At 69.3% G+C, this 19,409-nt stretch carries 20 protein-coding genes, 2 tRNA genes and 1 riboswitch; of the genes, 8 read left to right on the top strand and 14 right to left on the bottom strand.

What is annotated here, in order from left to right:
* Positions 1 to 11: 11 nt before the first annotated feature.
* From C5B99_RS05230 to C5B99_RS05220, 3 genes are all read right to left on the bottom strand, one after another.
* Positions 12 to 1,178: a hypothetical protein gene (locus C5B99_RS05230; protein ID WP_146081946.1), complete on the bottom strand. Its 1,167-nt coding sequence runs from the start codon at positions 1,176 to 1,178 to the stop codon at positions 12 to 14.
* A gap of 43 nt (positions 1,179 to 1,221) precedes the next feature.
* The gene (locus C5B99_RS05225; RefSeq protein WP_104240729.1) at positions 1,222 to 2,379 is read right to left on the bottom strand and encodes a GDSL-type esterase/lipase family protein; all 1,158 of its coding nucleotides are present in this window, start codon (positions 2,377 to 2,379) and stop codon (positions 1,222 to 1,224) included.
* Between the two features lie 52 nt (positions 2,380 to 2,431).
* Positions 2,432 to 2,504, bottom strand: a tRNA-Arg gene (locus C5B99_RS05220).
* Positions 2,505 to 2,583: 79 nt separating this feature from the next.
* Between C5B99_RS05220 and orn the strand changes: the two genes are divergently transcribed.
* Together orn and C5B99_RS05210 are read left to right on the top strand one after the other, a co-directional pair.
* Entirely contained in the window at positions 2,584 to 3,204 is a 621-nt protein-coding gene (gene orn / locus C5B99_RS05215) for an oligoribonuclease (protein ID WP_104240789.1), read from the top strand.
* 49 nt (positions 3,205 to 3,253) lie between these two features.
* Positions 3,254 to 3,329: transfer RNA gene (locus C5B99_RS05210), tRNA-His, on the top strand.
* Positions 3,330 to 3,479: 150 nt separating this feature from the next.
* On the opposite strand, the gene C5B99_RS05205 is transcribed toward C5B99_RS05210, so the two are convergent.
* Entirely contained in the window at positions 3,480 to 4,475 is a 996-nt protein-coding gene (locus C5B99_RS05205; RefSeq protein ID WP_104240728.1) for an EamA family transporter, read from the bottom strand.
* Positions 4,476 to 4,547: 72 nt separating this feature from the next.
* Here C5B99_RS05205 and C5B99_RS05200 point away from each other — a divergent pair, with 72 nt between their 5' ends.
* Entirely contained in the window at positions 4,548 to 5,474 is a 927-nt protein-coding gene (locus C5B99_RS05200; RefSeq protein WP_104240727.1) for a LysR family transcriptional regulator, read from the top strand.
* A gap of 95 nt (positions 5,475 to 5,569) precedes the next feature.
* On the opposite strand, the gene C5B99_RS05195 is transcribed toward C5B99_RS05200, so the two are convergent.
* The 3 genes from C5B99_RS05195 to C5B99_RS05185 form a co-directional block, all read right to left on the bottom strand.
* The gene (locus C5B99_RS05195; protein ID WP_104240726.1) at positions 5,570 to 6,175 is read right to left on the bottom strand and encodes a phosphoribosylanthranilate isomerase; all 606 of its coding nucleotides are present in this window, start codon (positions 6,173 to 6,175) and stop codon (positions 5,570 to 5,572) included.
* 55 nt (positions 6,176 to 6,230) lie between these two features.
* Positions 6,231 to 6,593 carry a hypothetical protein gene (locus tag C5B99_RS05190; RefSeq protein ID WP_104240725.1) on the bottom strand — a complete coding sequence of 121 codons (363 nt, stop codon included), beginning with the start codon at positions 6,591 to 6,593 and terminating at the stop codon, positions 6,231 to 6,233.
* A gap of 65 nt (positions 6,594 to 6,658) precedes the next feature.
* On the bottom strand, positions 6,659 to 7,426 hold the full coding sequence (locus tag C5B99_RS05185) for a class I SAM-dependent methyltransferase (RefSeq protein WP_258063081.1): 768 nt from the start codon (positions 7,424 to 7,426) through the stop codon (positions 6,659 to 6,661).
* 72 nt (positions 7,427 to 7,498) lie between these two features.
* On the opposite strand from C5B99_RS05185, the gene C5B99_RS05180 reads away from it, so the two are divergent.
* Positions 7,499 to 7,939, top strand: a complete 441-nt coding sequence (locus C5B99_RS05180; RefSeq protein ID WP_104240723.1) for a cytidine deaminase — start codon at positions 7,499 to 7,501, stop codon at positions 7,937 to 7,939.
* Between the two features lie 45 nt (positions 7,940 to 7,984).
* Here C5B99_RS05180 and C5B99_RS19600 read toward each other — a convergent pair whose 3' ends face one another.
* Both C5B99_RS19600 and C5B99_RS19595 read right to left on the bottom strand, forming a co-directional pair.
* Entirely contained in the window at positions 7,985 to 8,356 is a 372-nt protein-coding gene (locus C5B99_RS19600; RefSeq protein ID WP_258063080.1) for a GntR family transcriptional regulator, read from the bottom strand.
* A complete protein-coding gene (locus C5B99_RS19595; protein ID WP_258063079.1) occupies positions 8,353 to 9,393 on the bottom strand; it encodes a hypothetical protein in 1,041 nt (346 codons plus the stop codon). The genes C5B99_RS19600 and C5B99_RS19595 overlap by 4 nt, the downstream gene beginning before the upstream one ends.
* A 138-nt stretch (positions 9,394 to 9,531) precedes the next feature.
* Between C5B99_RS19595 and C5B99_RS05170 the strand changes: the two genes are divergently transcribed.
* Together C5B99_RS05170 and C5B99_RS05165 are read left to right on the top strand one after the other, a co-directional pair.
* Positions 9,532 to 9,879, top strand: coding sequence for a metallopeptidase family protein (locus tag C5B99_RS05170; protein WP_104240722.1), 348 nt, complete (start codon positions 9,532 to 9,534; stop codon positions 9,877 to 9,879).
* 37 nt (positions 9,880 to 9,916) lie between these two features.
* Positions 9,917 to 10,528, top strand: a complete 612-nt coding sequence (locus tag C5B99_RS05165; RefSeq protein ID WP_104240721.1) for a hypothetical protein — start codon at positions 9,917 to 9,919, stop codon at positions 10,526 to 10,528.
* A gap of 27 nt (positions 10,529 to 10,555) precedes the next feature.
* Here C5B99_RS05165 and C5B99_RS05160 read toward each other — a convergent pair whose 3' ends face one another.
* From C5B99_RS05160 to C5B99_RS05140, 5 genes are all read right to left on the bottom strand, one after another.
* Positions 10,556 to 11,128 carry a cobalt ABC transporter gene (locus C5B99_RS05160; protein WP_104240720.1) on the bottom strand — a complete coding sequence of 191 codons (573 nt, stop codon included), beginning with the start codon at positions 11,126 to 11,128 and terminating at the stop codon, positions 10,556 to 10,558.
* On the bottom strand, positions 11,125 to 11,997 hold the full coding sequence (locus tag C5B99_RS05155) for an energy-coupling factor transporter transmembrane protein EcfT (protein ID WP_146081945.1): 873 nt from the start codon (positions 11,995 to 11,997) through the stop codon (positions 11,125 to 11,127). Before C5B99_RS05155 ends, C5B99_RS05160 begins: the two co-directional genes overlap by 4 nt.
* Positions 11,994 to 13,520 carry an ABC transporter ATP-binding protein gene (locus C5B99_RS05150; RefSeq protein ID WP_258063078.1) on the bottom strand — a complete coding sequence of 509 codons (1,527 nt, stop codon included), beginning with the start codon at positions 13,518 to 13,520 and terminating at the stop codon, positions 11,994 to 11,996. Before C5B99_RS05150 ends, C5B99_RS05155 begins: the two co-directional genes overlap by 4 nt.
* A gap of 5 nt (positions 13,521 to 13,525) precedes the next feature.
* Positions 13,526 to 14,179 carry an ECF transporter S component gene (locus C5B99_RS05145; RefSeq protein WP_104240718.1) on the bottom strand — a complete coding sequence of 218 codons (654 nt, stop codon included), beginning with the start codon at positions 14,177 to 14,179 and terminating at the stop codon, positions 13,526 to 13,528.
* Between the two features lie 51 nt (positions 14,180 to 14,230).
* Positions 14,231 to 14,340, bottom strand: a riboswitch (TPP riboswitch).
* A 24-nt stretch (positions 14,341 to 14,364) separates the two neighbouring features.
* A complete protein-coding gene (locus C5B99_RS05140; RefSeq protein ID WP_104240786.1) occupies positions 14,365 to 14,697 on the bottom strand; it encodes a hypothetical protein in 333 nt (110 codons plus the stop codon).
* A gap of 139 nt (positions 14,698 to 14,836) precedes the next feature.
* Here C5B99_RS05140 and glgX point away from each other — a divergent pair, with 139 nt between their 5' ends.
* Positions 14,837 to 17,032: a glycogen debranching protein GlgX gene (glgX, locus tag C5B99_RS05135; protein WP_104240717.1), complete on the top strand. Its 2,196-nt coding sequence runs from the start codon at positions 14,837 to 14,839 to the stop codon at positions 17,030 to 17,032.
* 46 nt (positions 17,033 to 17,078) lie between these two features.
* The gene (gene treY, locus C5B99_RS05130) at positions 17,079 to 19,403 is read left to right on the top strand and encodes a malto-oligosyltrehalose synthase (RefSeq protein WP_104240785.1); all 2,325 of its coding nucleotides are present in this window, start codon (positions 17,079 to 17,081) and stop codon (positions 19,401 to 19,403) included.
* Positions 19,404 to 19,409: the final 6 nt, after the last annotated feature.

The following is a 19,409-nucleotide window of genomic DNA, read 5'->3' as shown; positions in this document are numbered from 1 at the left end:
GGCGCGGCGAGCTAGCCGTGCTGGCGGTGCACCGCCAGCCACGTGTGATTGACGATGGCCCGACTCACCGCCTCGCGATAAGCGACACCCTCCGGACCTCGCCGGAGATCACGGGAGAAGTAGGGCGAGGTCTCACGGTGGGGCGACCCGTTGTGGATTCGCTCTGCGAGCTCACTGAGGTACGTGCGACCCGCGAGGCGGTACTGCTCGAGCTCGTCCTCGTCGAGGCAGATCAGGGCGGAGTCGTCGACCATGTTCGTCACCACGTACCTCGCGTCGAGGTACAGCCGCTCGCCTTGCGCGACGAGGAACCAGCGCCCGGGCTCGTGGTCGACGTAGCGCATGGCGTCTCGTTCTTCCGCGATGCGTGCCGCGTCGCCCCACTGCTCGACCGGCGGGATCGCGCCGAGCCGGTGCCGCCGCGCCTGGTCGAACGCGAGGTGGCTGAGGACCGGGGTGCCGCCACGAACGAGCGTGACGCAGAGGATGCGGCGGCACGTGAGGCAGGTCAGCTGACTCTCGACCCGCTCCATGAGGCCGGAGGCGTGGAGGGGGCGAAGATCCGACAGGCGCACCCAGCTGGCGCTCTCCTGGAGGAAGCCGGCCGCGAGCGCCTCCGCGATCGCGTCGACGGTGGTCTGGAGGTCACAGGCACCGACCCGGTCGCGCACGACGAGGCCGCTGCAACTGGGGCAGAGATCGTCTTCAGGGCGGACGACGAGGCCCGGCTGCTCGAATGTGAAGACGAGCGCAACGAGGTTGCCTGGGTCATTCCAGCCGCGGCGGTCGCGGAACTCCGCCCGCGCGTATCCGTCGTCGAGCTCGAAGTAGGGGGTACCGAGCCCGGCGAAGCGGCGGCGTCCGGCGATGACCTTCTTGAGGTCGTCGAGCGTCGCCGCGTTGTGGGCGCCCTCGAGCCACTCGGACAGGTCGATCGCCGATGGCGAGTGGGCGGTGGGCACCGTGTGCAGGATCACAGCGACGAGCGCGTCGTCCTGCAGGATCAGCTCCCCACCAGAGGCGAACCGCAGCCGCCGTGACCGCACTGCCGGCTCCCCCACCAGCACCTCGGACACCCAGGCAGGGGCGCCGCCGAACGCCTCGACCAGCGACCGGACCGGCGCATCGCGTTCGGAGAGCGTGAGCGCGTCCAAGATCATCCGCAGTCGAGAGGGCATGCTTCATCGTGCCAGGCGCGCCTCGGAGACGCGCCTGCTGCGCTCAGGACGACGGCCGGAACGGACCGGAGGGTGAGAACGCGTATGCCGCGAAGCGCTCGCCCATGAGCTGGTGGGCTTCGGGCCCAGGGTGCAGGTCGTCGGGAAGCGGCAGCAGCTCCGCATCCGCTTCGCCGTAGAGCTCGGTGCCCTCGAGGAAGGACAGCTTCGGGTCGGCAGCACGGCGTTCGGCGAGCGAGGCGAGCTCGCGCCGGATCACGCTGAGGGTGAGGCGCCCCTGCGACTCGTCCCCCGAGGTTCCCGTGGCCAGGAACTTCACGCGTCCGACCCTGAGCGATTCCGGGTCGAGCGCGCCGGGGCCCGGCGTGTGCTCGTGGATGCCGCAGAAGACCGGCGAGATGAGCACGATCGGGGTGTCTGGATGCCCGTCCCGGATCGTGTCGAGGAAGCCGTGGACGGCGGGCACGAACGCCCGGATGCGCATCGCGTCGACGTTCACGACGTTGATGCCGAGTTTCACACTGATGAAGTCCGCGGGCGTGTCCCGCAGGACGCGGGCGAGGAACGGGTCGACCATCGCGCTGCCCCCGAGCCCGAGGTTCAGGAGCTCGACGCCAGCTCGCCGGGCCGCGACGGCCGGCCAGATGTCGCTCGGGGCGGACGCATTCGAACCGTGGCTGATGGAGCTGCCGTGGTGCAGCCACACCGGGCCCGCCGACGTGACCGGCTCAAGCGGTGCGTCCGAGCGCAGCTCGACCAGCTCGACCGACTCGTTGTGCGGAAGCCAGAACTCGACTCGCTTCACCTCGCCCGCCGCGAGCCCCGAGATCGTCGTCGTGTGCGTCGCGCCGGCGTGGAACGACGTCGCCCCGGTCTGCAGGTCGACCTCGACGGCGTCGCCACCCGTCAGCTCGTCGCTGACGAGCCGCGTGCCGTCGACGAAGACATCGACGCGCCCGCGAGGACGTTCGATGCCGGCGTAGGCGGATCTCGTGGGGTGCAGCTCGAGCGCGACGCTCTCGGCCGCCGTATCGAAGACCACGCGAACACCCGAGGGCTGAGCCTCGACCAGGAGCAGCTGCGGATCCGGGAACTGCGACCGGACGGCCTCGGGCAGCCGGTGGGGCCGAACGCCCCGGTCGGTCTGCTCGAGGTCCGCGGCGCCGCGCACGAACTGGGGAGAGAGCGGGGTGACGTTCACGGGAGTGCCTCCGGAATCGAAGTCGGCCGGGCCGAGGAGCTGCGGAGAAGGGTGCCCCAGGCAGGATTCGAACCTGCGACCGACGGATTAGAAGGCCGTTGCTCTATCCACTGAGCTACTGGGGCGCGATCCCAGCCAGCATAGCGGGCCACGAAAGGGTGCACTGGCCGCCACGAAACCCGGGGAATCACTACGATGTCCCTCATGCCTATTGCTCAGGAACGTCTCGTCTGGATCGACTGCGAGATGACAGGCCTCGACCCGTCCATCGACGAGCTGGTCGAGGTCGCCGCTTTTGTCACCGACAGCGACCTGAACATCCTCGACGAGGGCTTCGAGATCGTGATCTCGGCGAGTGACGCAGCCATGGCCAACATGGGTGAGTTCGTGACGCAGATGCACACCACGTCAGGGCTCATCGAGGAGATCCCCAACGGCGCCAGCCTCGAGACCGCGACGGCGCAGCTGCTCGCGTACCTGAAGAAGCACGTCCCCGTGCCCAACACGGCGCCGCTCGCGGGCAACACCATCGGCACCGATCGCATGTTCCTCGCGAAGTACATGCCGGAGGTCGACCAGCACCTCCACTACCGCAACGTCGACGTCTCCACCCTGAAGGAGCTGTCGCGCCGCTGGTTCCCCCGCGTGTACTTCCACTCCCCCGACAAGGACGGCGGCCACCGCGCGAAGGCCGACATTCTCGAGTCGATCCGCGAGCTCAAGTACTACCGGAAGGCGGTGCTCGTGCCCGAGCCCGGACCGACCAGCGAGGAGCTTCGAGAGGTCGCAGCAGAAGTGGTGAACGACTTCGCCCAAAATCTGTAATAGACTCTCGTAGTCGCAGGCGAGCGAGAGCACGCGTGCGACAGACATGGTGGGTATAGCTCAGCTGGTAGAGCGCCTGGTTGTGGTCTAGGAGGCCGCGGGTTCAAGCCCCGTTACTCACCCCATATTGGAAGGCCCCGAGTTCCCTGCACTTGCAAGTGCTGGAGAACTCGGGGCCTTCGTCGTTGGGCCAGGTCTGTGCGAAGACAGTCCGGCCGCATCCACGCGAGAGGCGCAGGTTCCCAGTGCCGGGAATCTGCGCCTCCCGCGTGCTTCTAACGAGGCGCGGGGGCCTCGAGTTTCGGTGAGTCCGGGAGAGGCGACTCGGGACGAGGCGGCTCAAGGGGAAGCGATTCGGCGACGGGTGACTCCGGGATGCTCGGTTCCGGGGCCGGCACGAGCGCTGTGGCCGGCATGCGGCTCGCCCAGAGGACCCCGAAGAGCACGATCGCGCCGCCGACGAGCTCGAGCGGGCCGGGCCGCTCCCCCAGCACGAGCCACGCTGTCGAGATGCCGACCACGGGGACGAGCATCGAGAACGGTGCGACGACACCCGCCGGGTGGCGCTTCATGAGCCACACCCAGATGCCGGAGCCGAGGACCGTGCCGAGCACGATCGTGTAGACGAGCCCAACCCACGCGGGAACCGCCGCGGCGGTCCACGCCGTCGCGAGCGACGCCCAGATCTGCTCGGGCCCCTCCACGAGCAGCGAGACGGCGAGCATGGGGATGGGAGGCACCACGGCCATCCACATCGTCAGGTGCAGGGGCTTCGGCGGTTCGGCGAGTCGGCTCGAGATGTTGCCGATGGCCCAGCCGAACGCGCCGATCACCACGAGCACAAACGGCCACCAGCTTCCGGCGCCGCCCCGGGCGACACCGACCAGCAGCAGGCCGCCGACCGCGACCGCGATGCCGATGACACGACGCGTCGTGAGCTTCTCGCGGAGGAAGATCGCGCCGAGCAGCACGGTGAACGGCGCCGACATCTGCAGCACGAGCGACGCGAGCCCCGTGGGGAAGCCAGCCGCCATACCGAGGTAGAGCCCGACGAACTGCAGGGTGCCGAAGCCGAGCCCGTACCCGACGAGCCACCGCAGCTTCACGTTCGGGCGCGGGATGAACAGGATCGTCGGGATCGCGAGCAGCCCGAAGCGCAGGGCGATGAGGAAGAACGGCGGGAACTGCTCGAGCGAGGCGTGGATGGCGAGGAAGTTCACGCCCCAGAGGACTGCGACGAGGCAGGCGAGGGCGACATGGCGAGGAGGCACGGGATCAGTGTGCGGCGCGCTCACCCTGAAGCACCAGTGATGATCCGTGACCGGTAACTGTAGGCTCCCTACATGGAATTTCGCCACCTCGAGCTGCTTCGCGAGCTGTCGCTGCGGGGCACGCTCGCGGCGGTGGCCGAGGCCACGCACCGCACCCCCTCCGCCCTCTCACAGCAGCTGAGGACCGCAGAGCGGGAGCTCGGCGCGAGCCTCGTCGAGCCGTTCTCCCGAGGGTTGCGCCTCACCGCGGCCGGGAGGATCCTCGCCGACGGCGCGGACGACGTGGGCCGGGCGCTCGCCGAGGTGCAGGCCAAGCTCGAGGCGAGCCTCGGCGAGCCGAGCGGCACCGTCTCGATCGGCGCGCTCCCGAGCGCCAGCGAGGCGCTTGTCCCCGGCCTGCTCCGCCGCACGGCCGGGTCGGCGATCCAGCTCGACCTCGACGACTTCGACCTCGCCGAGTCCGAGTACGCAGCGCGAACCCTCGACGCCGACATCGTCATCGGGCACAGCCTCACGGGAGACGTCCCGCGCGGGGCAGAGCACCTGCACACGCGAGTCCTCGCCCGGGAGCCGATCGACGTCGCCCTGCCGTCCGAGCATCCGCTGGCGCACCTCGACCACCTCGTCCCTGGCGATCTGCTCGGCACCACCTGGGTGGGTGTGCCCGTCGGCTACCCGTTCGACAGCATCCTGATCGCCGTCGAGAACGCCACGAGCACCAACCTCGATCGAGTGCAGCGGCTCCGCGACAACCGGCTCGTGGAAGCGCTGGTCGCAACCGGCACGGGGCTCGCGCTGCTGCCGCGCTTCACGACTCGCCCGCGCCCAGGGGTGGTGCTGCGCCCGCTCGACGGCGTGCGGTCCGTGCGCAGCATCGTCGCCATCGCGCGTCCAGACCGTCAGGCGCGCTTCGCCGTGCGAACCGTCCTCGACCACCTCACCGCCGCGGGCGCCGACCTGGAGGCGGAGTTCGCGGAGGTCGACCCACCGCGCCCTTGACCAGCTCTAGTGATCGGACCCCAAGTGCATGCTCGATGCGGCGACAGGGGTGGCTTTCATCACGCAAGTTGGACAGCAGATCGGGCCACGAGCGGTCAGCCGGCGCGCTTCGCTGACTCCACGAAGGCGCGAATCCGGGCGTGGTCCTTGACGCCCGGGCTCGACTCGACCCCGCTCGACACGTCGACACCCCAGGGCCCCGCCTCGCCGATCGCCTCGGCCACATTCCCCGGGTGCAGGCCGCCTGCCAGCAGCCAGCGCCCCTCGGGGCGACGCCGGACGAGCTCCGAGAGGTCCCAGCGCTCGCCAGACCCCGGCTTCGGCGCATCCAGCAGCAGGAGTTCCTCACCGAACGCGCCGACGCGCAGCTCAGGGTCGTCGGCGAGCGAGGTGGCTCGCCAGATCCGCGGGAAGATCGTGCCGGCAGCTCGAACCTCGTCGCCCGAGTAGGAGCCGTGCAACTGCAGCACGTTCGCGCCGACCGCTCCCGCGATCTCGGCCGCATCCGTGGCCGACATGTCGTGCACGACCAGCACCCGATCGACGCCCGCCGCAACGGAACCGAAGATCTTCGCGGCCTCCTCCGCAGAACGCCTGCGCGGGCTCGTGCGGCTCATGACGATGCCGACCGCGTCGGCTCCGCTCTCGACAGCAACCGCCGCCGACTCGACAGAATCCAGGCCACACACTTTCACGTACACGCGAGCATCCTAGGACGTGGATGCAGAAGAGGTCGCCTCGCTCCCCCATGAGGTGTCAGCGCCGCGGAGCGCCCGCGGGAGCCGCAACCAGGTCGCGACCCCGCTTGGGCGCGATGAACTCGAGCAGGGAGAAGACCGCGAGCGCGACGAGGGCACCGGCGCCGGCTGCCCCCAGCGCGACGAGCAGGAAGCTCGACACCACTGAGGGGACGACGGAGGCTGACAGGTTCACGATGCTCAGAGCGACGAGGAGCAGGAGGATGGCGGCGGTCAGCACTCCCCAGCGCGTGCGGTTGAGCAGGCGCGGCCGCACCGAGCGGACGATGCGCAGCGCGATTCCGACGCCGAGCACCATGCCCCAGAAGGCGAACTGCGCGACCGTCTCATGGGTCAGGGTCTCCCCGAAGACGTCGATCATGGCCCCATTCTCGCGGGCCGCGTCGCACCACGCCAGCGAGCGGACGCTCTGGCGCGTCGAGCAGCTCAGTCGCGCACTGCGGCCAGTCGGAACCGCCGCTGCGTGACGTTGATCGGCCGCGCTGCGTCGAGGCGACGCAGCGTGCTGATGTTGGCGTCGACCTCGAAGCCTGGGACATCCCACGGCACCAGGGCCATGTACTCGACCAGCGCACGAGCATCCGCGAACGTCATCCGCCCAGTCCACTCGTCGGCGAGCTCGATGCGGAGCCCGGCGGCTGCCACCTCGCTGCTCGCGTTCGCCAGCGTCACGTCGTCGTGCAGCGGGTCGCCGCCGAACCACTCCCGGAGCTCGTGCGCTTCCCGTCCGTCGACCTGCTGGGTCAGGAACCGGCCGCCCGGCGCGAGCACACGGGCGACTTCCCCGGCGTCGAAGGACTCGTGGCGGCACACGACGAGGTCCAGCGACGCGTCTTCGAACGGCAGGGAGTCACCCGCCTCGGAGTCGTAGCGGTGCACGTCCACACCGAACGGCGCCAGGTTCCGCCTCGCGATCTCGATATTCGGCTCCCACCCCTCGGTTGCCGCGATGGCCAGGGACTCGGCGGCGGCACCGAAGTCGTCGATGAGCTCGATGAGCCGCTCGCCCCCTCCCGTGCCGAGGTCGGCGATGCGCGTGGCAGTCGCCATCGCGGCACGGCACTCGGCGGTGAAGTCCCAGTGGGGTTCGTCGGCGGTCATGCGCCCGTCCAGGGCGGAGAAGTCCCAGCCGACCATGGCGGCGGCGTGCGCAGCTCGCCACTCCTGCGGGCGGGAGCATTCGTCATCGGTCACAGGGGCACCCTAGCGAGGCGCGCGCGTATCGAGCCGGGAGGCCCTCTCGAGGACACCTCGTAGGCTCGCGTCATGACCGCTTTCGAACTCGCATCCGCCCGGCCCGTCTCGGAAGGCGAGCTCGAGCTCGTCGAAGCCGCCCGGTCGACGATCGATGCGACGACGGATGCTGGGCCGGATGAGGACGGCATCCACACGGTAGGGGCTGCCGTGCGCGCGGCGGACGGCCGGGTGCACGTCGGCGTGAACCTGCACCATTTCACGGGCGGGCCCTGCGCCGAGCTGGTGGCGCTCGGCTCGGCCCGCGCCGCTGGTGCCCTCGAGCTGACGCACATCGTCGCCGTCGCGAACCACGGCCGCGGGGTGATGAGCCCCTGCGGGCGTGACCGCCAGGTGCTCGCCGACCACTACCCCGACATTCGGGTGATCCTGCCCGGGCCTGACGGCCTGATCAGCGTGATCGCGCGCGAGCTCCTCCCCCTCGCCTACGACCACGCCTCAGCGCAGGTCTAGAGACGCGTGAACTCACCTGGGGGTCGAGGCGAAGAACCCGCGGTGTCACTCAGGTTCGCGCAAACCGTCGCGGCTGCCTGACTCCTGAGCGGCGACAGTTCTGAGAATCGCAACGACGTCATCGAGCGGCACCCGGGCTTCACGGCTCGCATCCAGCAGCGAACGGATGTGCTCGATCACCGCCTGAGGTGCGCGTGATGCCCCGGGAGCCACACGCGTCCCCGCCGCAGTGCGAGTGACAACGAGCCCTTCCCGCTCCAGCGAGCGATACGCCTTTGCCGCCGTTGCCTGCGCCACCTCGAAGTCGCGTGCGGTCTGCCGCACCGTGGGAAGCCTCTCGCCGTCACCCAGAACGCCAGATCGAATAGCACCCCGAAACAACTCCGCGAGATCCTCGGCAGACTTTGACGCGGTCAACGCGCGGCCGCCGAGACCGATGCCCCCGCTGCGGCTGCGGCAGGCCGCGCCGTGGCAGCACGCACGGTGTCCACCGCGAGCCTGAGCGCGAGCGCGACCCCAACCCCCTGGAGCAGATACCCGGTCACGTTCATCGGGTACGACAGCGCGCTGAAGCCCCCCTCGATGTAGAGCTGCGGGTAGGAGACCTCCGCTGACACCCAGCGCTCGTCGAGACCGACCGTCATCGTGCTCGTGGAGCCGACGTGCATCCAGACAGCACCCAACGTGGTGACCAGTCCCGCGAGGACGATGAGCGTCAGCACGCGCGCGGTCGCATCGCGATGGGTCTTGAGCGTGGCTGCGGGAAGGGCTTCGGGGCGGTTCGCGTCTGCTTTCAGCACCCAGACCAAGACACCCGCCGCGGCAAGAAGCGTGGCAAGCGTGGCCAGGTGGTTGGGCCAGCCGGCACCCGCCAGGTACCCGAAGCTGCCGTTGAAGTGCGAATAGATGGGAAGCGTGGTGTAGCGAGCCACGTCGCCGAAGAACGGGCCCTCTGGCGGTGCCGAGACGGCGATCAGGATCTGCCAGAGCGCAGTGACGGCGATCAGCACGGCTGAGAATCGCACCGCCCAGAGCCACAGACCGGGAGCGAAGGCGTTCCAGCGTCTCCGAGGCGCGAGGGCCCTCGTACCGGGAGCGGTCAGCGGGACCGAACGCAGAGCCAGACCGGCCACTGCGACCACCACGATCGCGGCGACGAGTGGAGCGGGCCGACGCCACCATCCATCGAAACCGGAGACGTCAGATCCTCCTCCAGCGGTAGCGAGGGCGCTCGTGAGCGTCGCCACGGCCACGATGAGGAGGCAGCCACCGACCCCGCACCAGAGCAGCACCGTCCGCCTGAAACCCGAATCAGGGAGCGCGACGATTCGGCGCGGCCTCACCCACGAGACGGCGAACAGGACCAAGCCGAAGGTGATGGCCACCTCCAGCGGCAGGAACTCCCGCACCCCGGAAGAGAGGCTGCGGATGAAGTTGAGAATTGGGTCGATCACTCATGCCTCCGAAGGTGCCGCTCGCGCGGTGCGGACAAAATATTGTGATGCGAAGTTAGCACAACTTGTACTGCGCTCGCAGTGCAAGTTCGGTTCGCCGCCGGTCCCTGTCCAGCCGCCCTGCGACACAATGAGCGGATGGAGATGTCGCGGGAGAACTTCGAGGCCCTGGTCGTCGACGAGCTCGATGAACTGCCGGACGAGATGGTCGACGGCCTCGACAACGTGATCTTCGTCGTCGAGGACCGGCCAGAGGACGGCTCGCTCGACCTGCTCGGCGTCTACGAGGGGTTCGCGCTCACGGATCGCGGCCAGTACGGTTTCGGCGAGCTGCCCGACCGCATCGTGCTGTTCCGCGAACCGCTCCTGTCGATCTGCGACGACGAGGAGACCCTCCGCGACGAGGTGCACACGACGCTCGTGCACGAGATCGCGCACTTCTACGGCATCGACGACGCACAGCTCCACGAGCTCGGCTGGGCGTAGAGCCTCCCGAGTCGCGCGTCCCCGGTACGCTTCCCGGATGCAGCAGACGCCACCAGCCCGCGGGCCCCTCCGGCCAGGACGCCTCTTCTGGGGAATCGTCCTCGTCCTGGCGGCACCAGCCTTCGCACTGTGGATGGCCGTGACCGGTCTGCTCTCGGCGCTTGCTGCCGCGAGCATCACGGTCGACGCCGTCGGGCCCATCCCACCGCTAGTCGAGACCGGGCAGACGCTGCTCTCCGCGTTCGCGTTCTGGGCCATGTTCGTCTCGGCAGGTGCCGGCCTCGTCGTGCTGATCCTGCTCGGGGCGCGGAGCATCCAGGCCGCTCGTCGCACAGCAGGCGCGGCCGGTCCGACGTTCGGCTCCGTGCTCTGGGGGTGGGCATTCGCGATCCCCCTCGCGACGGGAGTCGGCGCGCTCGCCGGTCTCCTGCTGCGGCCGGTCGCCGACCGCATCGGCACCGGCCTCTCCCTCGACGCCGGTCCCGGCACCAGCATCGACTACGACGACGCCGTCTACGGCCTCATCGTCGGTGGCATCTGGCTGCTCGCGGCGCTGGTGGGGCTGGTCATCGCCGTGATCTTCACCGTGCGCTACGTGCGCGCTCGCCGCCGGCAGAGCTCAGACCAGACGGGCACCGGCCCGCGTTGACGGCACTGCTCCCGCCGCGAAACCCCGTCACGCGCCGGGCGCGGCCTCGATGATGACGTCGGCGAGCAGGAACGGCGCATTGCGTCGCCAGTGCTCGCGCTCTTGAGCCGCCCACATCTCCCAGAACTCCTCGAAGACGCCGATGTCTGCAGGACGCGAGAGCGCCCGCGGCTTCCGGTGGGCCTCGTCGAGCTCTATCCACACGCTCGTCGTCGCGAGGGGCGCGCTCTCGTGCGACAGCGAACCGCAGCCCTCGACGATGAGCGGCGCGGAGCCGTCGAGCTCGCGCCACGGACCGGGCGCATCCGCCGCCCAGTCCCAGCTCTCATAGCCGGGGCGGTGCGGAGGCCCCAGCTGCTCGGGATGGAGCATGTCGCGGTGCACCGCCTGCGAGGCGGCAGCGAGGCCACCCCAGCCCGGGTAGGCGTCGTCGAGGGACACCAGCTGCGCGCTCTCGAAGCCGCGCGCCCGGAACTCCGCCAGCAGCTCCCCCGCGAGCGTCGTCTTGCCCGAGCCCGACCCGCCGTCGATGATCACGACCGGGCGCGAGCCGCGGGCATCCGCGAGCACGCGGTCCAGCAGCGCCGCGACCCCGCTCACGCGCTGCCCACGAGCCGGTACGACCCCGCCGCGACGGCCACTCCGATAGCCGCGCCGGCGATGACCACTGCCGCAAGCACGAGAACGAGGTCCCGCCAGTCGAGACGTGAGGGGCGAGCCCACGTCCGCGTGATGTCCTCGGCGCCGAAGCCGCGAGCCTCCATGACGGTCGCCAGTGTCCCAGCCCGTCGCAGCGCGAGAGCGAGCAGCGCGAACGCCATCGTCATGAACCGTCGGATGGCACCCGAGTCGCCGAGACCGCGAGCGCGGCGCGCCTGGCTCATCGCCGTCCAGTCGTCGCGGAACACGGCGAAGAGGCGGATGCCCGCGAGCGCCGACACCACGAACCTCGCCGGGAGGTGCGCGACCTGCGCCAGACCGTCGGCGAGGCGGGTCGGGTCGATGCGGCTCAACGCGACGAGCGTCGGCACGCCGATCGCGAGCACGCGCACGCCGACGGCGATCGCGAGCTGGATGGAGTTGTCGGTGATGTTCGCGTAGAGGAACTGCCCGTAGCTCGCCCCGCCGGGCTTGGCGTACAGCAGCATGCTCGTGGCGGAGACGGGGGCGGCGATGAGGAGGATCCAGCTCGATCGCAGGACCTCCATGGGGCGCACTCCGGCGACGCCGAAGGCGAGGAGCGAGAGCGTCAGCGCGACGGCCGCCGAGACGACATCGAGCGTCGTCAGCAGGGGAATCGAGTACAGCACCGCCGCCAGGAACGGCGTGACCGGGTTCACGCGGTCGAGGAACCGTCCGCCGACGGGGAGCACTTCGAGCGGCACGCCGTCGGCATCGACCTGGGGCGATGTGGCCGACCATGCCGGGCAGGAATCCGCCGAGGCGACGCCCGCGCCGCTGCCGATCATGCTGGCACCTGCTCGTTCTTTCGGTCGTGGGCTTCGATGCGGATGCGCTGGTCGCCGAGCACACGCACGAGCTGCTCGTCGTGGGTCACGGAGACCAGCGAGTGCCCCTCGGAGACGAGGCGAGACATGATCGTGACGAGCTCCGTCCAGGTCCTGCGGTCCTGTCCGAAGGTGGGCTCGTCGAAGATGAGCACCCGAGGCGCCGTCGCGAGCACCGTCGCGACGGACAGGCGACGCTGCTCACCGCCGGAGAGCGTGAAGGGGTGCGCTTCCGCGAGGTGCGAGAGGCGCAGCGCCGCGAGCAGCTCGTCGACGCGTTCGCTCGTCTCGCGTCTGCCGCGCCCCACCGCATCCGGTCCCACCTCGAGCTCGCGCCGCACCGTGCCCGCGACGAACTGGTGCTCGGGCTGCTGGAAGACCGTGCCGATCCTCGTCAGCAGCTGACGGGAACGCCAGGCAGACGGATGCGGGCCGACCGGGCCCGCCGCGCGGAACCCGCCGAGCGTCCAGCCACCCCGTCGACGGTCAGCGTCTTCGCCAGCTTCACGCAGGGCACTGCTCGCACGCACGTCGCCCGCGACCGGCTTGAGCAGGCCAGCAAGCGTCAGCGCCAGCGTCGTCTTGCCCGCGCCGTTGGGCCCGAGCACCACCGTCGACTCCCCCGCCCGCAGCGTCGCCCCGAACTGCGTGTGCAGCGGATGGTCGGCACGCCCGAACCCGAGGCCGTCGGCGACGAGCAGGTCCTCCCCCGGGGCGCGCTCGCCCCGGGGAACCGAGGGTTCGTGGCCGCCTATCCACACACCCGCCGCGAGGAGCGACTCCCGCTGCTCCTCCAGGATCACGTCAGGGGCACCGTCGGCGAGCAGGTGCTGCTCAGTGCCGAGTACGACGACCCGGTCGACGCTCGAACGCCACACATCCACCCGATGCTCGATGACGATGAGCGTCGCGCCGGTGACCTCCGCGGCACGCACAACCGCCTCGCGAACCTCCTCGACACCAGCCGGGTCGAGGTTCGCGGTCGGCTCGTCGAGCAGGATGAGGTTCGGCCGCATCGCGAGCACGCCCGCGATCGCGAGGCGCTGGCGCTCACCGCCGGACAGCTGCGCGGTCGAGCGGTCGAGCGGCATCCGCAGCCCGACGGCGTCGAGCGCCTCGCGCACCCGAACCCAGGTCTCGGCGCGCGGCACACCGAGGTTCTCGCAGCCGAACGCGACGTCGTCGCCGATTCGGGCGAGCACCGTGTTCGCCTGCGGATCCTGCAGGACCAGCCCCACCGCGCCGCGCGCATCCGTCGGATGCCTGCCGTCGACCAGCAGCGAGCCGAGCTCCTGGCCATCGTCCTCGTGGTCGCCGAGCACCCCGGCAAGAGCCGCCAGGAGCGTGGACTTGCCCGCCCCCGACGGCCCGAGCAGCAGCACGGCCTCTCCGGGCTCGATCGTCAGGTCGAGCTGGCTGACCGCCAGCTTCGCCCGATCGGCGTGGCGCCAGCCCCACCCCCTCGCCTCGACTCTCGCGCCCACGACCGCTAGCCGATTCGCTTCGCGCTTCTGCCCGCCGCGAAGCGGTTTAGCGCACCGGTCGCGGCGAGTGCTCGCGTGAGCAGCCAGCCGACGACTCCCGCCAGCACCGCACCCGAGACCACGACAGCGACCAGGTAGATCGTCAGGAATTCAGGGCCCTTCTCGATGTTCGCGCTGAGGAACAGCTCGAGCACCCACGCGGCGACGGCAGCACCAGCGCCCGCGAGCATCGCGACGCTCAGACCGAAGCGCTTGTAGAGGAAGAGCGCGAAGATGAGCTCAGCACCGAGGCCCTGCGCGATACCCGAGTAGACGGTCTCGATCGACCACTGGCTGCCGAGCAGCATGGAGACGCACGCCGCGAGCACCTCAACGAAGAGCGCAGCCCCCGGCTTGCGGATGATGAGCCCGCCCAGCACGCCACCGAGCAACCAGATGCCGACCGCGATGCCACCGAAGCCCGGCGTCAACGCGTCCATCGTCGTGAACCACAGGTAGCCGACGCTGTTCCAGAAGATGAAGATGAGGCCCGTCGCGACACCGAGGACGGCCGCCGTGACGATGTCGATGACCCGCCAGCGGAAGCGGCTCTTCGGCGCCTTCGCCTGAGCCGGAACCTGCGCTGCCGCAGTCGGAGATGGAGTCGGGGAAGTTGTCATGCTGTGTGCCCTTTCGAGTGAAAGTGCACGGGCGCAGAGCCGTGGGCGACCCTGCTCGGAGATGTGCCTCCCTGCGCTGGCATTACCCAGATCAGGTTTGACGGTCGAAGGCTTGAGCCTTCCTCTCAGCCCGGACTACCGGACTCCCGTGAACACCCCCGAGTATAGGCCGTACCGCGCCTGAGCTACTTCTTGAGCGCCTTGATGAGACGCGGGAGCGCGTGCCCGACCGTCCACACCAGCGGAATCGACACGACGAGCAGCGTGATGATGTTCGGCCGGAAGCTCGTGCCGAACTCGTCATCCACGTACGCGCCGACCGGCACGGCCACCCCGCCGCCACCGCCGCCTGACGAGTTCTCCTGACCCTCCTCAGTGCTCTCACCACCGCCGTAGCCGTACGAGACGAGAGCGACCGGAAGGATCGTGGACTTGCCGAGTTCCACCTTCTCGCCGTAGGCGAGGGTGACGCCGAGCTTCTTGACCGAGTCCGTGAGGTTCTGTGTGAGGTTCGTCATGCGGCCAGCGTAGGTCGTCGACATGCCTGCCAACCAGGAGAAGTCCTGTGTGCTTGCGGGCGAGAGCGCTCCCACCCTTTGGTAGCTTTAGTGCCTGCATCCACACGCGATGTTCTTCGATGAAGCAATAGGAGCGTGCATGAAAACGTGGCCCGGAAATGCCTACCCCCTCGGAGCGACGTTCGATGGAAGTGGCACCAACTTCGCGATCTTCAGCGAGGCCGCCCACAAGGTCGAGCTGTGCCTCTTCGATGACGACGGCAACGAGGAGCGGGTGAGGCTCTACGAGCAGGATGCGCACGTCTGGCATGCCTACCTCCCTCACGTGCAGCCCGGCCAGCAGTACGGCTACCGGATGCACGGCGACTACGACCCCGTCAACGGAAGCCGCTGCAACCCGGCGAAGCTCCTCCTCGACCCGTACGCGAAGGCGACGACGGGCGAGATCGACTGGGACCAGTCGCTCTTCAGCTACAACTTCGGCGATCCCGACTCGTTCAACGACCTCGACTCAGCGCCCCACATGATGAAGGGCGTTGTCATCAACCCCTACTTCGACTGGGCTGGCGACCGGAAGCCGGGCATCCCCTACAACGAGTCCCTCATCTACGAGGCGCACGTCAAGGGGCTCACCGAGCTGCACCCGGATGTGCCAGAGGAGATCCGCGGCACGTACGCCGGCATCGCGCACCCCGCGATCGTCGAGCACCTCAAGCGCCTCGGCGTCACCGCCATCGAGCTCATGCCCGTGCACCAGTTCGTGCAGGACAGCACCCTCATCGAGAAGGGGCTCCGCAACTACTGGGGGTACAACACCATCTCGTTCCTCGCCCCGCACGCCGACTACGCCTCCCAGGGCACGGCAGGCCAGCAGGTGCAGGAGTTCAAGTCGATGGTGCGCACGCTGCACGCCAACAACATCGAGGTCATCCTCGACGTCGTCTACAACCACACGGCAGAAGGCAACCACCTCGGCCCGACCCTCAGCTTCCGCGGCATCGACAACGCCGCCTACTACCGGCTCGAGGACGACGACAAGCGCTACTACACCGACTACACGGGCACCGGCAACTCGCTCAACATGCGCCACCCGCACTCGCTGCAGCTCATCATGGACTCGCTGCGCTACTGGGTCACCGAGATGCACGTCGACGGCTTCCGCTTCGACCTCGCCTCCACCCTCGCGCGCGAGCTGCACGACGTCGACAAGCTGTCCACGTTCTTCGACCTCGTGCAGCAGGACCCGGTGGTCTCGCAGGTGAAGCTCATCGCCGAGCCGTGGGACGTCGGCCCCGGCGGCTACCAGGTCGGCAACTTCCCACCGCAGTGGACAGAGTGGAACGGCAAGTACCGCGACACCGTGCGCGACTTCTGGCGAGGCGAGCCATCGACCCTCGGCGAATTCGCGAGCCGCATCACCGGCTCCGCCGACCTGTACGAGCACTCCGGACGCCGCCCCTTCGCCTCCATCAACTTCGTCACGGCCCACGACGGCTTCACGCTGAGAGACCTCGTCTCCTACAACGAGAAGCACAACGACGCCAACGGCGAGAACGGGAACGACGGCGAGAGTCACAACCGCTCCTACAACCTCGGCGTCGAAGGCCCCACCGACGACCCCGAGATCAACGCCATGCGGGCCCGCCAGCAGCGCAACATCATCGCGACGATGCTGCTCAGCCAGGGCGTGCCCATGCTCCTCCACGGCGACGAGCTGGGGCGCACCCAGAACGGCAACAACAACACCTACGCGCAGGACAGCGAGATCAGCTGGGTCCACTGGGAGAACGCAGACGAGCCGCTCGTCGAGTTCACGCGGGCCGTCGCGCAGCTGCGCGCCGACCACCCGACGTTCCGTCGACGCCGCTTCTTCAACGGCCGCGTCGAGGAGCGCGCCGAGGGATCCGCGCTGCCCGACATCGTGTGGCTCTCGACCGACGGCACGCAGATGGCATCCGAAGACTGGAACGCCGAGTTCGTGAAGTCGATGGGCATGTTCCTCAACGGCAACGCCATCGCCGGACGCGACGAGCGGGGCGAGGAGATCACCGATGTGAGCTTCATGGTCTACTTCAACGCCAGCGAGACGGTCGTCGAGGCGACCATCCCCAGCGTCGAGATCACCTCCCACTGGGACATCGTCATCGACACCTCCGGCATGCACACCGACCTCGAGGCCGTCGAGCCGGGAGCAACCATCCCACTCGAGCCGCGCTCGCTCGTCGTGCTGCGCGAAGCCGAGCTCAAGGAGAAGCCAGACCATTCGGTCGCCGCCTCCGTCGCCGCGATGACCACCCCCATCCCCATCATCACGCGGCCGCCCCTCGGCAGCTGACCCCGCCAGAGCCATCTCAGAAGCACCTCGCGCCACGGAGACCATGATGCGCATCCCATCCAGCACGTACCGATTCCAACTGACGTCGGAGTTCGACCTCGACGCCGCGACCGAGCAGCTGCCCTACCTGGAGCGGCTCGGCGTGGGATGGGTGTACCTCTCGCCCATCCTCCAGGCGACCCCAGGCAGCACGCACGGCTACGACGTCGTCGACCCCTCGAGGGTCGACGACGAACGTGGCGGGCGCGAGGGGCTCGAGCGGTTCTCCGCGAAGGCCCGCGAGCTGGGCCTCGGCGTGCTCGTCGACATCGTCCCGAACCACATGGGAGTCGGCACACCACGCGACAACCCGTGGTGGTGGGATGTGCTCGAGCACGGCCAGCAGGCCGCGCACGCCGAGTCCTTCGACATCGACTGGGAGGCGGGCGGCGGCAAGCTCCTCATCCCCACCGTCGGCGACGACGACATGCCCAGGGAGCGGGGCGACGCGATCGGCAACGTGACCGTCGACACCGAGGCCGGCGTGCTGCGCTACCACTCCACCGAGTACCCGCTCGCGGAAGGCTCGGCACCCGAAGGCGCATCGGTGCGGGAAGTGCTCGACAACCAGCACTACCAGCTCATCCACTGGCGCCAAGGCGACAGTCGCCTCAACTACCGCCGCTTCTTCACCATCACCTCGCTCGCGGGCATCCGCGTCGAAGACGAGCACGTGTTCGAGGAAGCCCACGCGGAGATCCTCGACTGGATGCGGCACCGCCTCGTCGACGGGCTCCGGATCGACCACCCGGACGGACTCCGCGACCCGGGCGGCTACCTGCGCCACCTCGCCGACCGAACGCGCGGAGCGTATGTGCTCGTCGAGAAGATCCTCGAGGGCGACGAGGCGCTGCCCGCCGACTGGCGCACGGCAGGGACGACCGGCTACGACGCGCTCGGCCAGATTGACCGGGTGCTCGTCGACGCCGACGCCGAGGAGCCGCTCGACGAGCTCGCGGCGGGAGCAGACGGCGACCCGGTCGACTGGGAGCAGCTCATCCACGAGGCGAAGCGCGCCGTGGCCGACGTGTCACTGAACGCCGAGATCCGCCGCATCGCGCGAGAACTGCGTGCGACGGGTCTCGAGGACGACCTCATCGAGGACTCCGTCGCCGAGATCGCCGCCCACTTCAGCGTGTACCGCAGCTACCTTCCGACGGGCGCGAACCACCTCGCCGACGCGGCCAGGGCCGCCACCGAGCAGCGACCGGACCTCGCGGCGTCGATCGCCCGCGTCCTGCCGTTCCTCGAGGCGCCAGAAGCCGAGGCCGCGCTGCGTCTGCAGCAGACCACCGGCATGATCATGGCGAAGGCCGTCGAAGACCGCTCGTTCTACCGCTACGCACGCCTCACCTCCCTCAACGAGGTCGGCGGCGACCCGAACGTCTTCTCCATCACCCCGGAGCGGTTCCACGAGCTCCAGACGGCACGCGCCCGTGACTGGCCAGACGCCATGACCACGCTGTCGACCCACGACACGAAGCGCGGCGAGGACACTCGCGCACGCATCACCGCCCTCAGCGAGGTCCCCGAGTTCTGGGCGGAGAGCGTCGCCGAGCTCCAGAACGTGGCCCCCATCGATGACAACGCGTTCGCGCAGCTCACCTGGCAGGCGATCGTCGGTGCGTGGCCCGCATCCCGCGAGCGCCTCACCGACTACCTCGAGAAGGCCGCGCGCGAGGCGGACCTGCACACGAGCTGGACCAACCCGGACGAGACGTTCGAGGGGCAGCTGCACGCGGCCGTCGACGCCGTCTTCGACAACCCCGTCGCGTCGAACGTCGTCCAGAACGTCGTCGCCGAGACGCAGGAGGCGGGCTGGTCGAACTCGCTGACCGCGAAGATCGTGCAGCTCACGATGCCGGGCATCCCCGACGTCTACCAGGGCACGGAGCTGTGGACGCGCACCCTCGTCGACCCAGACAACCGGCAGAGTGTCGACTACTCGTCGCGCACTGCGGCGCTCGACGCGATCCTGCACGGGGCGGTCCCCGCTATCGACGACTCCGGTGCCGCGAAGCTGCTCGTGACCGCGGCCTGCCTGCGCCTGCGCCGCAGCCGACCGGAGCTCTTCACCGAGTACGAGGGCATCACCGCCGACGGGCCGGCGGCAGAGCACGCACTCGCGTTCTCGCGGGGCGGTGCCATCACGATCGGCACGCGTCTCCCCATCGGCCTCGAGCAGGGCGGCGGATGGATCGGCACGACCATCCCCCTCCCCGAGGGCGAGTGGATCGACCAGCTCACCGCAGCCGTCTTCACAGGCGGCAAGGACGTCCCGCTCGCCGCGCTCCTGCAGCAGTACCCCGTGGCGCTGCTCGCCAGGTCCTAGCCGGCA

Source organism: Pseudoclavibacter sp. Z016 (assembly GCF_002931215.1).
In the GTDB taxonomy this organism is placed as follows: domain Bacteria; phylum Actinomycetota; class Actinomycetes; order Actinomycetales; family Microbacteriaceae; genus Pseudoclavibacter.
Note: the sequence above shows the minus strand (reverse complement) of the source record. Positions and strands in the feature narration are given on the sequence as shown.

Bases quoted from the DNA above. Each gene is read 5' to 3' on its own strand.
- C5B99_RS05165 (WP_104240721.1), top strand. From the start codon at position 9,917: ATGCAGCAGACGCCACCAGCCCGCGGGCCCCTCCGGCCAGGACGCCTC.
- glgX (WP_104240717.1), top strand. From the start codon at position 14,837: ATGAAAACGTGGCCCGGAAATGCCTACCCCCTCGGAGCGACGTTCGAT.
- C5B99_RS05190 (WP_104240725.1), bottom strand. From the start codon at position 6,593: ATGATCGACGTCTTCGGGGAGACCCTGACCCATGAGACGGTCGCGCAG.
- C5B99_RS05155 (WP_146081945.1), bottom strand. From the start codon at position 11,997: ATGATCGGCAGCGGCGCGGGCGTCGCCTCGGCGGATTCCTGCCCGGCA.
- C5B99_RS05180 (WP_104240723.1), top strand. From the start codon at position 7,499: ATGACCGCTTTCGAACTCGCATCCGCCCGGCCCGTCTCGGAAGGCGAG.
- C5B99_RS05230 (WP_146081946.1), bottom strand. From the start codon at position 1,178: ATGCCCTCTCGACTGCGGATGATCTTGGACGCGCTCACGCTCTCCGAA.
- C5B99_RS05200 (WP_104240727.1), top strand. From the start codon at position 4,548: ATGGAATTTCGCCACCTCGAGCTGCTTCGCGAGCTGTCGCTGCGGGGC.
- orn (WP_104240789.1), top strand. From the start codon at position 2,584: ATGCCTATTGCTCAGGAACGTCTCGTCTGGATCGACTGCGAGATGACA.
- C5B99_RS05170 (WP_104240722.1), top strand. From the start codon at position 9,532: ATGGAGATGTCGCGGGAGAACTTCGAGGCCCTGGTCGTCGACGAGCTC.
- treY (WP_104240785.1), top strand. From the start codon at position 17,079: ATGCGCATCCCATCCAGCACGTACCGATTCCAACTGACGTCGGAGTTC.
- C5B99_RS05140 (WP_104240786.1), bottom strand. From the start codon at position 14,697: ATGACGAACCTCACACAGAACCTCACGGACTCGGTCAAGAAGCTCGGC.
- C5B99_RS05145 (WP_104240718.1), bottom strand. From the start codon at position 14,179: ATGACAACTTCCCCGACTCCATCTCCGACTGCGGCAGCGCAGGTTCCG.